The 15,287-nt window shown below is 41.8% G+C and carries 10 protein-coding genes, 1 tRNA gene and 3 rRNA genes; all 14 read left to right on the top strand.

The window, feature by feature from the left end; translation table 11 throughout:
* The first annotated feature begins 196 nt into the window (after positions 1–196).
* The 14 genes from yqeH (at position 197) to polA (ending at position 15,014) form a co-directional block, all read left to right on the top strand.
* Positions 197–1,303 carry a ribosome biogenesis GTPase YqeH gene (gene yqeH / locus I6G50_RS08285; RefSeq protein ID WP_197909424.1) on the top strand — a complete coding sequence of 369 codons (1,107 nt, stop codon included), beginning with the start codon at positions 197–199 and terminating at the stop codon, positions 1,301–1,303.
* Positions 1,304–1,305: 2 nt separating this feature from the next.
* Positions 1,306–2,541: a GTPase HflX gene (hflX, locus tag I6G50_RS08280; RefSeq protein ID WP_197908520.1), complete on the top strand. Its 1,236-nt coding sequence runs from the start codon at positions 1,306–1,308 to the stop codon at positions 2,539–2,541.
* Between the two features lie 14 nt (positions 2,542–2,555).
* Positions 2,556–2,864, top strand: coding sequence for a ribosome assembly RNA-binding protein YhbY (gene yhbY / locus I6G50_RS08275; protein WP_003134915.1), 309 nt, complete (start codon positions 2,556–2,558; stop codon positions 2,862–2,864).
* A gap of 3 nt (positions 2,865–2,867) precedes the next feature.
* Entirely contained in the window at positions 2,868–3,461 is a 594-nt protein-coding gene (locus tag I6G50_RS08270; RefSeq protein ID WP_197908518.1) for a nicotinate-nicotinamide nucleotide adenylyltransferase, read from the top strand.
* Positions 3,454–4,047: a bis(5'-nucleosyl)-tetraphosphatase (symmetrical) YqeK gene (gene yqeK, locus I6G50_RS08265; protein ID WP_197908517.1), complete on the top strand. Its 594-nt coding sequence runs from the start codon at positions 3,454–3,456 to the stop codon at positions 4,045–4,047. The genes I6G50_RS08270 and yqeK overlap by 8 nt, the downstream gene beginning before the upstream one ends.
* Positions 4,048–4,069: 22 nt before the next feature.
* Complete coding sequence (rsfS, locus tag I6G50_RS08260; protein WP_003134912.1) at positions 4,070–4,429, top strand: ribosome silencing factor; 360 nt, start codon at positions 4,070–4,072, stop codon at positions 4,427–4,429.
* Positions 4,430–5,161 carry a class I SAM-dependent DNA methyltransferase gene (locus I6G50_RS08255; RefSeq protein WP_197908515.1) on the top strand — a complete coding sequence of 244 codons (732 nt, stop codon included), beginning with the start codon at positions 4,430–4,432 and terminating at the stop codon, positions 5,159–5,161.
* Positions 5,149–6,234, top strand: coding sequence for a nucleotidyltransferase (locus tag I6G50_RS08250; protein WP_197908513.1), 1,086 nt, complete (start codon positions 5,149–5,151; stop codon positions 6,232–6,234). The genes I6G50_RS08255 and I6G50_RS08250 overlap by 13 nt, the downstream gene beginning before the upstream one ends.
* A 39-nt stretch (positions 6,235–6,273) precedes the next feature.
* Complete coding sequence (locus tag I6G50_RS08245; RefSeq protein ID WP_081168461.1) at positions 6,274–6,987, top strand: YebC/PmpR family DNA-binding transcriptional regulator; 714 nt, start codon at positions 6,274–6,276, stop codon at positions 6,985–6,987.
* A gap of 353 nt (positions 6,988–7,340) precedes the next feature.
* Positions 7,341–8,889, top strand: a 16S ribosomal RNA gene (locus I6G50_RS08240).
* Between the two features lie 110 nt (positions 8,890–8,999).
* A tRNA-Ala gene (locus tag I6G50_RS08235) sits at positions 9,000–9,072 on the top strand.
* Between the two features lie 167 nt (positions 9,073–9,239).
* Positions 9,240–12,142, top strand: a 23S ribosomal RNA gene (locus I6G50_RS08230).
* An 84-nt stretch (positions 12,143–12,226) separates the two neighbouring features.
* Positions 12,227–12,342 (top strand): 5S ribosomal RNA (gene rrf, locus I6G50_RS08225).
* Together the 16S, 23S and 5S rRNA genes with 1 tRNA gene alongside form the textbook arrangement of a ribosomal RNA operon.
* A gap of 56 nt (positions 12,343–12,398) precedes the next feature.
* Positions 12,399–15,014 (top strand): DNA polymerase I, encoded by a 2,616-nt coding sequence (polA, locus tag I6G50_RS08220; protein WP_197908511.1) that lies wholly within the window; start codon positions 12,399–12,401, stop codon positions 15,012–15,014.
* Positions 15,015–15,287: the final 273 nt, after the last annotated feature.

Genomic DNA, 15,287 nt, shown 5'->3' with positions numbered 1-15,287 from the left:
TTTTTCATTTCTGAAGTTTTTTAGAAACATTCGTTTGGGATCTCAAAAGTGGTGAGTTCCTGATAGGAAGTCAAAAAACAGAAATAAAAGTACGAAGTGAGAAGAGATGAAAAAATATAGAAGCTTATGAAAGAACAGAGGAGAATAAAAGCACGATTTGTGTTAAAATAGCCCTATGACTGAAACTGAAAATATTATGGAAGAATTGCACTGTATTGGCTGCGGTGCTTTGATACAAACTGAAGATAAAAATGCTCTCGGCTTTCTGCCAGCAGGAGCTCTTGCCAAAAGAGGGGAAGACGACGCACTCTACTGTCAGCGTTGCTTCCGCTTGCGTCATTATAATGAGATTGCCGATGTCAGTTTGACAGACGATGATTTTTTGCGCCTTCTAAGTGAGATTGGAGAACATGATGCACTTATCGTGAATGTTGTTGATATCTTTGACTTTAATGGGTCTTTGATTCCGAGCTTGCATCGTTTTACAGGGAATAATGATTTGCTCTTGGTGGCCAATAAAAAAGATATACTACCTCACTCGTTAAAAGTTGGGAAGATGACTGCTTGGTTAAAAGAACAGGCCAAAAAAGCCGGCCTCCGTCCACTGGATGTACTCGTAACTTCAGCAAAAAACCAAGAAGATGTACGAGAACTCATGGAAAAAATTGAGAGAAGACGTAAAGGTCGTGATGTGTATGTGGTTGGTGTAACGAATGTGGGTAAATCAACTTTGATTAATGCGATCATCAAACTTGTTACAGGTGATGATAATGTGATTACGACAAGTCGTTTTCCAGGTACAACCTTGGATAAAATTGAGATACCATTAGACGATGATAGCCTTTTGATTGACACACCAGGAATTATTCATCGGGGGCAAATGGCTCACTACCTTGAGGCCAAAGATCTTAAGCTTGTTTCTCCTAAAAAGGAAATTAAACCGAAGACTTATCAGCTGAATGCTGGACAAACACTCTTTTTAGGAGGTTTAGCGCGCTTTGATTATATTAAAGGCGAAAAACAAGGGCTTACTGTTTTTTGTGATAATGAATTAAATATTCATCGTACAAAACTAGAAGGGGCTACTGAATTTTATGAAAAGCATGTAGGCAGTTTACTTGTGCCGCCAGGTGCCAAAGATCTTGCAGCTTTTCCAAAACTCATTCGTAAAGAGTTCTCTGTAAAAGAAAAATCAGACATTGTCTTCTCAGGACTAGGTTGGATTCGTGTAGCAGAGCGTGGTGTTGTTGCTGCATGGGTACCAGAAGGTGTCGATGTTGTTTTACGTAAGGCATTGGTATAAAAATGATAAATTTAGAAGAAAAACAAGAGCGTGTTTTACTCGCTGGCGTTGAAACCTTTGAAAACAGCGAGAATTTTGAGAGCTCCATGCTTGAGCTTGCCGAATTAACAAAAACGGCAGGAGGTCTTGTAGTTGACGCTTTTACCCAAAAGCGCGATAAATACGACAGCAGATTCTTGATTGGTACTGGTAAACTTGAGCAGATGCGTTGGGCAATTGAGGTCGGAGAAATAGACACTGTTATTTTCAATGATCGTTTGACTCCTCGACAAAATATCAATCTTGAAGAAGCTTTAGGCATTAAGGTTATTGACCGAATGCAATTAATTTTAGATATATTTGCTTTACGAGCACGTTCACATGAAGGGATGCTTCAAGTAGAGCAAGCCCAACTTAGCTATTTGCTGCCGCGTTTAGTCGGCCAAGGAATTATGCTGAGCCGCCAAGGTGGTGGAATTGGGTCCAAAGGGCCTGGGGAAAGCAAACTTGAAACAGACCGACGTTATATTCGTACGCGTATAGAGAATATCGAAAAACAACTCAAAAAAGTTGAAAAAACGCGCGAAACCATTCGGAAAAAACGTAATGAAAGCTCAATATTTAAAGTAGGACTCATTGGTTATACGAATGCAGGTAAATCAAGTATCATGAATGCTCTGACTGACAAAACACAGTACGAGAAAGATGAACTTTTTGCTACACTTGATGCAACGACAAAACTTGTTAAGATAAAAGAAGATTTTACTGTTAGTTTAACGGATACTGTCGGCTTTATACAAGATCTTCCTACAGAGTTAATCAAGGCCTTTAAGTCAACTCTCGAAGAGTCCACGCATGTTGATTTGCTTATTCATGTCATTGATGCCAGCAATCCACATCATGAAGTCCATGAGAAAACTGTTCAAAAATTAATGGAAGAGATGAATATTCAGGGTATACCTGTCTTGAATGTTTATAATAAAATGGATAAGGCTCAAGACTTTGTACCAACTTTGGCACCAGCTGTGCAACTTTCTATAAAATCAGAAGAAGGTGTGCAGTGGTTACGTACGGCTATTCTAGAAAAATTGCATGAACTTTTTGTTGATTTTGAATTGGAATTGCCTTATGCAATGGCTTATAAACTGCCTGAGTTGAAAAAAATAGCTATGGTCAATGATGTTGTTGAAGGCGAAACAGCTTACAAGGTTAGAGGGCTTATCGCTCCTAATATGACTTGGAAGCTTGATAATTATTAGAAAAGAGAAATAAAATGGAATTAACTGGAAAACAAAAGCGCTATTTGCGTAGTTTGGCTGTAAATATTCGTCCAATTGTTCAAATTGGTAAGTCAGGTTTGACTAATGAAATATTGACAAGCATTCGTCATGCTGCTGATGCGCGTGAATTAATCAAGGTCAACATCTTACAAAACTCTGATGAAACTGCTAAAGATGTTGCATCAATGATTGATGAAATGGGCCTTACTGTGGTGCAGATTATTGGGCGTAATGTTGTTGTTTTTAAGGTCAGTGACCGCAAAGAAAATCGTAAAATTTCAGAAGATGTAAAAAAGGTATAAAATATGTCGCTTGAACTTCTAACACCTTTTACTAAGGTGAATCTACAAGAGGAAAGTGCTGGTGTTCGCCGTGCTATCGGCCTTTTTTGGGGAAGCTTCAATCCTGTACACATTGCACACTTAACAATAGCTGATCAAGTGCGTCAGCAGCTTAATTTGGAAGAAGTCATCTTTCTCCCAGAGCATAACACAGATGGGCATGTAACCCGGATGCTGGAATTGGCTTTGGAGGGAAAAGAAGGCCTTAAACTTAATAAATGTCGATGCCAAGCCAAAGAGGGCATCTATGAAACGGTGAAAGCACTTAAAGCAGAGTATCCAGATACTGATTTTTACTTTATAGTTGGTGGTGATTTAATTAATAGTCTCTCTAGTTGGGAAAGTATCGACAAGCTCTTGGAGCTTGTACAACTTGTAGGAGTGCGACGCCCACGTTTTCGTGCAGGAACAAGTTATCCTATTTTATGGGTAGATGTTCCTGGTATGGATATATCGGGAAATATGATACGTGAACAGTTTAGTCGTGGAATCGTACCTAATTTTTTGCTGGCGCCAAAAGTGTTGGATTACATCAAAAAGGAGGGGCTGTATGTTTGAGTTTTACCCAGAAGTAGAATTGTCACGTGAGAGCCTGCTGGATAAAATAAAAGAACAGATGTCTGAAAAGCGTTTCCGACATATACTCGGTGTCGAAAAAGCGGCCATTTTTCTTGCTAAAAAATATGGTGTAGACCCTCATAAAGCGAGTCTTTCTGCTCTTTTACATGATTATGCAAAAGAAGTACCTGATCACGTTTTTTTAGAGCTGATTGATAAGTATGAGTTAGATGAAGACTTAAAAAACTGGGGCAATAATATCTGGCATGGGCGTGTAGGAATCTATAAGCTCCAAGAAGATTTAGGCTTGCGGGACCCGGAAATTTTACATGCTATCGAAGTCCACACTGTAGGCAGTGCAGAGATGTCCGCATTAGCTAAAGTTCTCTATGTAGCTGACTATATTGAAGAAGGTAGGGATTTTCCAGGTGTCATTGAAGCGAGAGCTATCGCGAATTGTTCACTTGATATGGCAGTAGCATTTGAAACCATGCGACTCATTGATTATTTAGCAGAACTCCGGGTAAAAATTTACCCTCAAAGTATTGAAACATACAATGCTTTTGTAAAATATTTAAAAAATTAATAAATAGAAAATAGGAATATTAATGAATTCAAAACAATTACTCGAAACAGTTGTAAAAGCAGCCGATGATAAAAAAGCCTTGGATATTGTAGCACTTGACGTAGCTGCTGTTTCAGGTGTAGCCGATTATTTTGTGGTGCTTGAAGCCATGAACATGCGTCAAATCGATGCAATTGTTGATAATGTTGCAGAAGAAGCCGAAAAACTTGGTGTTCAAGCTGCTGGACATATTGAAGGCGATGCGCGTACAGGTTGGGTTCTTGTTGACCTTGGTGATGTAATCGTCAATGTTTTTGATCACGATTCACGCTTACGTTTTAATTTAGAAAAACTTTGGTCAGATGCGCCGCTTGTTGATGTAAATGAATGGGTTTCTGAATAAATGACAGCTTCTTATGAAGAATTTGCCCGAGTTTATGACTCGGTCATGGATGAAGACCTGTATGAAGCATGGTTTGATTTTAGTCAGCGACATTTTTCGAAGAATACTGAAAAGCTTATGGAACTTGCTTGTGGTACAGGGATTTTGTCCGTGAGATTTAGTCAGGCCGGGTATGATGTAACTGGTGTTGACTTATCAGAGGAAATGCTAACAATTGCCGATCAACGCGCGCGACAAGCTGGAGAACAGATTACCTTTGCGGCTGGAGACATGCGAGAACTTGCCTCAAAAGCAGCCTTTGACGCTGTAACTTGTTATTCTGATTCCCTATGCTATATGTCGGACCCTTCAGAGGTTAAGCGTGTATTTGATGGCGTGTATGGTGCTTTGAAAGATAAGGGAACTTTTATCTTCGATGTGCACTCCACTTTTCAAATCAATGAGGTTTTTCCGGGCTACTCTTATCATGAAAATGAAGAAGATTTTGCTTTTCTCTGGGATTCTTTTGAAGGGGATGATTTGCACTCAATTGTTCATGAGTTAACTTTTTTTGTAAAGGATGCTGATGGAAAATTCGTGCGTAAAGATGAGGTACATCAAGAAAGAACGTATCCAATAGCTGAATATTTGAAATTACTTCACAAATTTTCAAAAGTTGAAGTATATGCTGACTTTCAAGATGAAAAACCTGATGATGAAAGCTTACGTTGGTTCTTTGTATGCAAAAAATAATAGGAATTATTGCTGAGTTCAATCCTTTCCATAATGGACATAAATATTTGTTAGATCAGGCAGGCGAAGGTATTAAAATCGTTGCCATGTCTGGGAATTTTATGCAAAGGGGCGAGCCAGCTCTTTTTGATAAGTGGACGAGAGCAGAAATGGCTCTAAGAAATGGAGCCGATATCGTTGTTGAGCTTCCGGTGATGGGAGCTGTACAATCTGCAGACTTTTTTGCAAAATCGGCAATAGCGATTCTTAGTGAGATGAATGTAGATGAAGTCGTCTTTGGATCTGAAACCACAATTGACTATCAAAAAATTGTTGAATTATATCAAAAACAGGCGGATGAGATGGATGACTTTGTTAAAAGTTTACCCGATAAACTCAGCTACCCTGAAAAAACGCAGCTGATGTGGCAGAAATTTTCCGGTTTAAATTTTGATGGTAATACTCCTAATCATGTGTTGGCTTTAGCTTACGCTAAAGCTAGTGCGGGGAAAGACATTCAACTTCGAGCGATTCGACGCAGCAATGATTTTCACTCTCAAAGTTTAAATGGTGATATAGCTTCTGCAACAGCTATCCGTGCCAATATTGGACGTGAAGATATTCGGAAATTTATTCCTGAAAATTCACATATGCTTTATCAAAATCCACGGGTTTCGTGGGAGGACTATTTTCATTTATTGCGCTACAAAATAATTTCAAGTAGTCTAGACTCCATCTTCCAAATGAATAAAGAATTAGAGAGTCGGATAAGAAATGCCATCAACAAAGTAGCATCCTTTGATGAGCTAGTAGAAGCCGTTCATACAAAACGCTACACAAGAGCAAGAGTGCGAAGACTCTTAACCTATGTGTTGTTAGATATCCCTCGGGAGTTTCAATTGCCTGAAAAAATTCATGTATTAGGCTTTACGAAAGAGGGACAGAATCATCTGGCATCAGTTAAGGATAAACTTGTAACACGCATAGGTAAAGAATCATGGGATTTACTCACGCAGAGATCTGACGATATTTATCAAATGGGTAATAGTGATTTAAAAGAACAGAACCATGGGCGCAAACCCTTGATTTTGTGATATAATATTTAAGAATAAATTGAAAATAGGAGGTGTCCCATGGGACGCAAATGGGCCAATATTGCCGCTAAAAAATCAGCAAAAGACGGAGCAACATCAAAAGTTTATGCAAAATTTGGTGTCGAAATATATGTAGCCGCAAAACAAGGAGAGCCAGATCCAGAATCAAATACTGCTCTTAAATTTGTTATTGAACGTGCTAAACAAGCACAAGTACCAAAACATGTTATCGATAAAGCGATTGATAAAGCTAAAGGTGGAGCAGAAGAAGCTTTTGTATCAGGACGTTATGAAGGATTTGGGCCAAACGGTTCAATGATTATCTGTGAAACCCTGACATCTAACGTGAACCGCACCATCTCAAATATCCGTACCATTTTCCATAAAAATGGTGGAAATATTGGTGCTGAAGGTTCAGTGGGCTATATGTTTGATAATACAGGTGTTATCGTTTTTGCAGGAGACGATGCAGATGAGATTTTCGAATATCTGATGGAAGAAGAAATCGATGTGCGTGATGTTTCAGCTGAAGAAGGTCAAATTGTAGTATATACAGAGCCTACTGACTTGCATAAAGCTATCGCAGCTCTTAAGGCAAAAGGAATTACTGAATTTACAACAACTGAACTTGAATTAATCGCTCAAAATGAAATTGAGCTTTCAGGAGAAGACTTAGAAATCTTTGAAGGACTCGTTGATGCGTTAGAAGACGACGACGATGTGCAAAAAGTTTATCATAATGTTGATATGTAAACGAAAAAGCTGACGAATTCGTCAGCTTTTTTTATTTTTAAACAACGTTTGAGCAAAATTACCAGTTTATTTTAAAATAAAAAAATAGCTATAAAGCCCATGATATAAGGGTAAAACCGAACAAGATAAAATTTTTTATAGAAATTCACAGTTTATTCTTGACAGCTGGGAGGTAGTTTGATAGAATATAATAGTTGTCGCGAGAGAGCACATCTCTTGAGAGAGCGATAGACCTTTGAAAACTGAATAAAGTAGAATGACTATATGCGAGAAGGGAACTTCTTGTATACCAACTGTCAATTCAATAATGAAAGACAAAACAAAAACACAGCCAGTTCATTTGTGAACTAAAATTAAATGAGAGTTTGATCCTGGCTCAGGACGAACGCTGGCGGCGTGCCTAATACATGCAAGTCGAGCGATGATTAGAGATAGCTTGCTATCTTTATGAAGAGCGGCGAACGGGTGAGTAACGCGTGGGAAATCTGCCGAGTAGCGGGGGACAACGTTTGGAAACGAACGCTAATACCGCATAACAATGAGGATCGCATGATTCTTATTTAAAAGAAGCAAATGCTTCACTACTTGATGATCCCGCGTTGTATTAGCTAGTTGGTAGTGTAAAGGACTACCAAGGCGATGATACATAGCCGACCTGAGAGGGTGATCGGCCACACTGGGACTGAGACACGGCCCAGACTCCTACGGGAGGCAGCAGTAGGGAATCTTCGGCAATGGGGGCAACCCTGACCGAGCAACGCCGCGTGAGTGAAGAAGGTTTTCGGATCGTAAAACTCTGTTGTTAGAGAAGAACGTTAAGTAGAGTGGAAAGTTACTTAAGTGACGGTATCTAACCAGAAAGGGACGGCTAACTACGTGCCAGCAGCCGCGGTAATACGTAGGTCCCAAGCGTTGTCCGGATTTATTGGGCGTAAAGCGAGCGCAGGTGGTTTCTTAAGTCTGATGTAAAAGGCAGTGGCTCAACCATTGTGTGCATTGGAAACTGGGAGACTTGAGTGCAGGAGAGGAGAGTGGAATTCCATGTGTAGCGGTGAAATGCGTAGATATATGGAGGAACACCGGAGGCGAAAGCGGCTCTCTGGCCTGTAACTGACACTGAGGCTCGAAAGCGTGGGGAGCAAACAGGATTAGATACCCTGGTAGTCCACGCCGTAAACGATGAGTGCTAGCTGTAGGGAGCTATAAGTTCTCTGTAGCGCAGCTAACGCATTAAGCACTCCGCCTGGGGAGTACGACCGCAAGGTTGAAACTCAAAGGAATTGACGGGGGCCCGCACAAGCGGTGGAGCATGTGGTTTAATTCGAAGCAACGCGAAGAACCTTACCAGGTCTTGACATACCAGTGCTATCCTTAGAGATAAGGAGTTCCTTCGGGACACTGGATACAGGTGGTGCATGGTTGTCGTCAGCTCGTGTCGTGAGATGTTGGGTTAAGTCCCGCAACGAGCGCAACCCTTATTACTAGTTGCCATCATTAAGTTGGGCACTCTAGTGAGACTGCCGGTGATAAACCGGAGGAAGGTGGGGATGACGTCAAATCATCATGCCCCTTATGACCTGGGCTACACACGTGCTACAATGGATGGTACAACGAGTCGCCAACCCGCGAGGGTGCGCTAATCTCTTAAAACCATTCTCAGTTCGGATTGCAGGCTGCAACTCGCCTGCATGAAGTCGGAATCGCTAGTAATCGCGGATCAGCACGCCGCGGTGAATACGTTCCCGGGCCTTGTACACACCGCCCGTCACACCACGGAAGTTGGGAGTACCCAAAGTAGGTTGCCTAACCGCAAGGAGGGCGCTTCCTAAGGTAAGACCGATGACTGGGGTGAAGTCGTAACAAGGTAGCCGTATCGGAAGGTGCGGCTGGATCACCTCCTTTCTAAGGAATATAAAAAAAGATGTTGTTCTACTTTATTCAGTTTTGAGGGGTCTATAAAGACCATACAAGCAGTCTTTTGATGCAAGATAGAGAAGATTGCGTTGAGAGAAGGGGCCTTAGCTCAGCTGGGAGAGCGCCTGCTTTGCACGCAGGAGGTCAGCGGTTCGATCCCGCTAGGCTCCATAAGATACGGAAGTATCTTGTCAACGAAGACGTAAAAATAGGAATTGATCATTGAAAACTAAATAACAATATCTTATAACGATAAATAAACCGAGAAATGTTTTAAACATTTCTGTAAAGCTGCGAATTATTTTAAATAGTTCGAAAAAACTTATACTTGTTTTAATGGCAAAGTTAATAAGGGCGCACGGTGGATGCCTTGGCATTAAGAGCCGAAGAAGGACGTGACTAACGACGATATTCTAGGGGGAGCAGTAAGTACGCATTGATCCCTAGGTCTCCGAATGGGGAAACCCACTATGTTATGCATAGTATCCGTAAGTGAATACATAGCTTACGTGAAGGTAACGCAGAGAACTGAAACATCTAAGTACCTGCAGGAAGAGAAAGTAAAAACGATTTCCTAAGTAGCGGCGAGCGAACGGGAAACAGGCCAAACCAAGAAGCTTGCTTCTTGGGGTTGTAGGACTGCAACGTGGACTTAAAGTTTATAGAAGAATTACCTGGGAAGGTAAGCCAAAGAGAGTAATAGCCTCGTATTTGAAATAGACTTTATACCTAGCAGTATCCTGAGTAGGGCTGGACACGCGAAATCCAGTTTGAATCCGGGAGGACCATCTCCCAAGCCTAAATACTCCTTAATGACCGATAGTGAACCAGTACCGTGAGGGAAAGGTGAAAAGAACCCCGGGAGGGGAGTGAAATAGCACCTGAAACCGTGTGCCTACAAGAAGTTCGAGCCCGTCAATGGGTGAGAGCGTGCCTTTTGTAGAATGAACCGGCGAGTTACGTTATGATGCGAGGTTAAGCTGAAGAGGCGGAGCCGTAGCGAAAGCGAGTCTGAATAGGGCGCTTTAGTATCATGATGTAGACCCGAAACCTAGTGACCTATCCATGAGCAGGTTGAAGGTGCGGTAAGACGCACTGGAGGACCGAACCAGGACACGTTGAAAAGTGTTTGGATGACTTGTGGATAGCGGAGAAATTCCAAACGAACTGGGAGATAGCTGGTTCTCTCCGAAATAGCTTTAGGGCTAGCGTCGCAATTTAAGTGTATTGGAGGTAGAGCACTGTTTGGATGAGGGGCCCATCTCGGGTTACCAATTTCAGATAAACTCCGAATGCTAATACACATGTGCGGCAGTCAGACTGCGAGTGCTAAGATCCGTAGTCGAAAGGGAAACAGCCCAGACCACCAGCTAAGGTCCCAAAATATATGTTAAGTGGAAAAGGATGTGGGGTTGCACAGACAACTAGGATGTTAGCTCAGAAGCAGCTATCATTCAAAGAGTGCGTAATAGCTCACTAGTCGAGTGACCCTGCGCCGAAAATGTACCGGGGCTAAACATATTACCGAAGCTGTGGATTTAATAATAATTAAATGGTAGGAGAGCGTTGTAATCAGCGATGAAGGTATACCGTGAGGGGTGCTGGAGCGATTACAAGTGAGAATGCCGGTATGAGTAGCGCAAGATAAGTGAGAATCTTATCCACCGTAAGACTAAGGTTTCCAGGGGAAGGCTCGTCCGCCCTGGGTTAGTCGGGACCTAAGGCGAGGCCGAAAGGCGTAGTCGATGGACAACAGGTTGATATTCCTGTACTAGTATTATAAGTGATGGAGGGACGCAGTAGGCTAAAGGGAGCCAGTTAATGGATTCTGGTCTAAGCAGTGAGGTGTGGAATGTGTCAAATGCATTTTCCTTTAACATTGAGCTGTGATGGGGAAGCAACTACGGTTGCGAAGCCCTTGATGTCACACTGCCAAGAAAATCTTCTAGCGTTTAATATAATACTACCCGTACCGCAAACCGACACAGGTAGTCGAGGCGAGTAGCCTCAGGTGATCGAGAGAACTCTCGTTAAGGAACTCGGCAAAATGACCCCGTAACTTCGGGAGAAGGGGTGCTGTACTATGTACAGCCGCAGTGAAAAGATCCAAGCAACTGTTTATCAAAAACACAGCTCTCTGCTAAACCGCAAGGTGATGTATAGGGGGTGACGCCTGCCCGGTGCTGGAAGGTTAAGAGGAGGGGTTAGACTTCGGTCGAAGCTCTGAATTGAAGCCCCAGTAAACGGCGGCCGTAACTATAACGGTCCTAAGGTAGCGAAATTCCTTGTCGGGTAAGTTCCGACCCGCACGAAAGGCGTAATGATTTGGATACTGTCTCAACGAGAGACTCGGTGAAATTTTAGTACCTGTGAAGATGCAGGTTACCCGCGACAGGACGGAAAGACCCCATGGAGCTTTACTGCAGATTGATATTGAGTACCTGTGAAGCATGTACAGGATAGGTAGGAGACTTTGACCTTGGGACGCTAGTTTCAAGTGAGTCGCTGTTGGGATACTACCCTTGCTTCATGGTTGCTCTAACCCACACGCATAATCGGCGTGGGAGACAGTGTCTGTCGGGCAGTTTGACTGGGGCGGTCGCCTCCTAAAGAGTAACGGAGGCGCCCAAAGGTTCCCTCAACATGGTTGGAAATCATGTGTAGAGTGTAAAGGTATAAGGGAGCTTGACTGCGAGAGCTACAACTCGAGCAGGTAGGAAACTAGGGCTTAGTGATCCGGTGGTACCGCATGGAAGGGCCATCGCTCAACGGATAAAAGCTACCCTGGGGATAACAGGCTTATCTCCCCCAAGAGTTCACATCGACGGGGAGGTTTGGCACCTCGATGTCGGCTCGTCGCATCCTGGGGCTGTAGTCGGTCCCAAGGGTTGGGCTGTTCGCCCATTAAAGCGGCACGCGAGCTGGGTTCAGAACGTCGTGAGACAGTTCGGTCCCTATCCGTCGCGGGCGTAGGAAATTTGAGAGGATCTGCCCTTAGTACGAGAGGACCGGGGTGGACTTACCGCTGGTGTACCAGTTGTTCCGCCAGGAGCACCGCTGGGTAGCTATGTAGGGAAGGGATAAGCGCTGAAAGCATCTAAGTGCGAAGCCCACCTCAAGATGAGATTTCCCATTCTTTATGAATTAAGAGCCCTGAGAGATGATCAGGTTGATAGGCTGGAAGTGGAAGTCCTGCGAGGGATGGAGCGGACCAGTACTAATAGCTCGAGGACTTTACCAAAGAATAGAACTTATGAGTTCAGCTTTACATATTTATTGTGAGATTGTTATTTAGTTTTGAGTGTTCAATACATTCAGACCATGATTTGGTATTCATTGCATAGGAGATACACCTGTTCCCATGTCGAACACAGAAGTTAAGTCCTATTACGCCGGAAGTAGTTGGGGGTTGCCCCCTGTGAGATATGGTAAATGCCAAGTGAACTAAAGAAGCTAAGGCTTCTTTTTTTTTATAGATTTGAGGTATAATAGGAGTTATGGAAAACAAGAAAAATAAATTACTGCTTATCGATGGTTCCTCGTTAGCTTTTCGAGCCTTTTTTGCTCTTTACAATCAAGTCGACCGTTTTGTGGCACCAAGTGGTTTGCATACGAATGCGATTTACGGCTTTCACCTTATGCTTAATAACTTGGTGGAAAGATTAGAACCTAACCATGTACTGATTGCCTTTGATGCTGGGAAAACTACGTTTAGAACGGAATTGTTCTCTGCTTATAAAGATGGTCGTGCACGCACACCAGATGAGTTCCGGGAACAGCTTCCTTTTATTAAAGAGCTGATCGAGAAACTTGGTTATAATCATTATGAACTAAAAAATTACGAAGCGGATGATATTATTGGTACTTTGGACAAATTGGCTGAGCTTCCAGAAGCAGGCGATTATGACGTTACCATTGTCACTGGTGATAAAGACTTAATCCAACTTGCTGATTCAAACACTACTGTTGAAATCTCTAAAAAAGGTGTAGCGGAGTTTGAAAGTTTTACCCCAGCTTATTTGATGGAGAAAACGGGCTTAACACCAGAACAATTTATTGACCTTAAAGGTTTAATGGGTGATAGTTCAGATAATTACCCGGGAGTAACCAAGGTAGGAGAAAAAACAGCTTTAAAATTGTTACAAGAGTGGGGTTCTATCGATAACCTTTATGAAAATATTGATTCACTCAAGCAAAGTAAAATGAAGGAAAATCTCATTGCTGATCGTGAGATGGCTTATTTGTCTCGTACTTTAGCAACAATTGATACAAAAGCACCTATTGAAATTGACCTTGCGGATACCCTGATAAAAGAAGCAGATGCCGCATCTCTAATTAAGTTTTATGATGAGATGGGCTTTGCTCAATTTAAAGCAAAGGTAGAAACGGCAGAAGCTGAAGAGGTTCCGATGACTTTTGAAGTTGTTGAAGATGCTTCTAATATAACCGTAGCGAAAGATGATTTCTTCTATATTGAGATTCTAAATGAAAACTACCATAAAGAAGAAATCATTGGCTTTGCTTGGGGGAATGAAGAAAAGATATTTGTTTCCAAAAATACAGATATTTTAAAAGGTTTTGCTTTCCCTGAAAATACATATGATTTTAAGAAAAATAGAGTATTACTTCAACGCTTAGGCATTGAGCTTCCGCTTGTAAAATATGACAGTATGCTAGCAAAATATCTCATCTCAACAACAGAGGACAATAAAATAGAGACAATTGGTCGTTTGTTTGCGAATCGGTTTTTGCCTACAGATGAAGAAGTGTATGGAAAAGGTACAAAACGTACAGTTCCTGAAGATGATGTGTTATATAAACATCTTGCGGGAAAAATACATATCTTAGCAGCGACCAAAGCTATAATGATTCGAAATTTGGAGGAAAATGAGCAATATCATCTTTTGACAGAGATGGAAATTCCTCTTGCGAATGTACTCGCGAAAATGGAAATAGCCGGTATTGGAGCTGAAGTAAGTACTTTAGAAGAAATTGGTCGTGAAAATGAGAAACTTCTTGCTGATTTAACGGAAAAAATTTATGAACTTGCAGGTGAGGAGTTTAATATTAATTCTCCAAAACAACTTGGTGTTATCCTCTTTGAAAAGCTCCAAATGCCACATGGTAAAAAGACGAAAACAGGTTATTCAACGGCAGCAGATATTTTAGAAAGTTTGGCACAGGAGTATGAGCTGGTAGCTAAGATACTCGAATACCGTCAAGTTTCCAAAATTCAGTCAACATATGTTCAAGGACTAATCCCTCAAATCGCAGCAGACGGGCGTATTCATACACGTTATGTTCAAGATTTGACGCAAACGGGACGATTATCTTCTGTTGAACCTAATCTGCAAAATATTCCTGTCCGCTTGGAAGCAGGGCGCTTAATCCGTAAAGCATTTGTCGCGGCTGAAGACAATATTCTCTTAAGTTCTGACTACTCACAGATCGAGCTACGTGTTTTAGCACATATGTCTAAGGATGAACACCTGATCGATGCTTTTAACCATGGGGCGGATATCCATAGTAGCACTGCTATGCGTGTTTTTGGAATAGATAAACCAGAAAATGTTACGCCAAATGATCGGCGTAATGCAAAAGCAGTAAATTTTGGAATTTCTTATGGGGAAACGGAATATGGCTTAGCTAAACGCCTAAATATTTCTAACAAAGAAGCGGGGGACATGATCCGCGCCTACTTTGAACGTTATCCCGGAGTTGCAAACTATATTGCGGAAACTAAGCGTGATGCTAAAGATAAGGGCTTCGTAAGCACGATGTTTAACCGCCGTCGTAAATTACCAGAGATTAATAACCGTAATTTTATGGTTCGACAAGGTGCGGAGCGTCAAGCCATTAATGCTCCTATTCAAGGTTCAGCAGGCGATATTCTTAAGATTGCTATGATTAATTTAGATAGTGCTTTGTCCGAAGGAAACTTCAAAGCAAGACTTTTACTCCAAGTCCACGATGAGATCATCCTTGAAGTACCTAAAGAGGAGCTCGCTGAAGTACAGGCCTTGGTAAAACAAACAATGGAGTCTGCTGTCGAATTGAATGTACCTCTTCTGGCTGATGAAAATACTGGTGCCAGCTGGTATGAAGCGAAATAAGCGGCTTAGACAGATAAAAACACCTCCCATCACTTGAGAAGTGTTTTTTATATATTAATAGTTTTGCCTTCTGACTGTGCTGATCAACCAAACGAAAAAGGCAATTATTGCTACTGTAAAGAGAAAGTGAGTGTTAAAGAAGAGAAATAAACCTCCTACAAAAAGTTTTATAAGTAAAAGGAAAATGAAGAGGGGAAGGATGAATTTGAACAGCCCTTTGAAAAATAGGTAAGTACATAAGAGGAAGAAGAACAAGAATAGCATATAAATTTT

Source organism: Lactococcus garvieae, from assembly GCF_016027715.1.
GTDB classification, from domain to species: domain Bacteria; phylum Bacillota; class Bacilli; order Lactobacillales; family Streptococcaceae; genus Lactococcus; species Lactococcus garvieae_A.
This window is presented reverse-complemented; position numbering and strand designations above follow the sequence as displayed.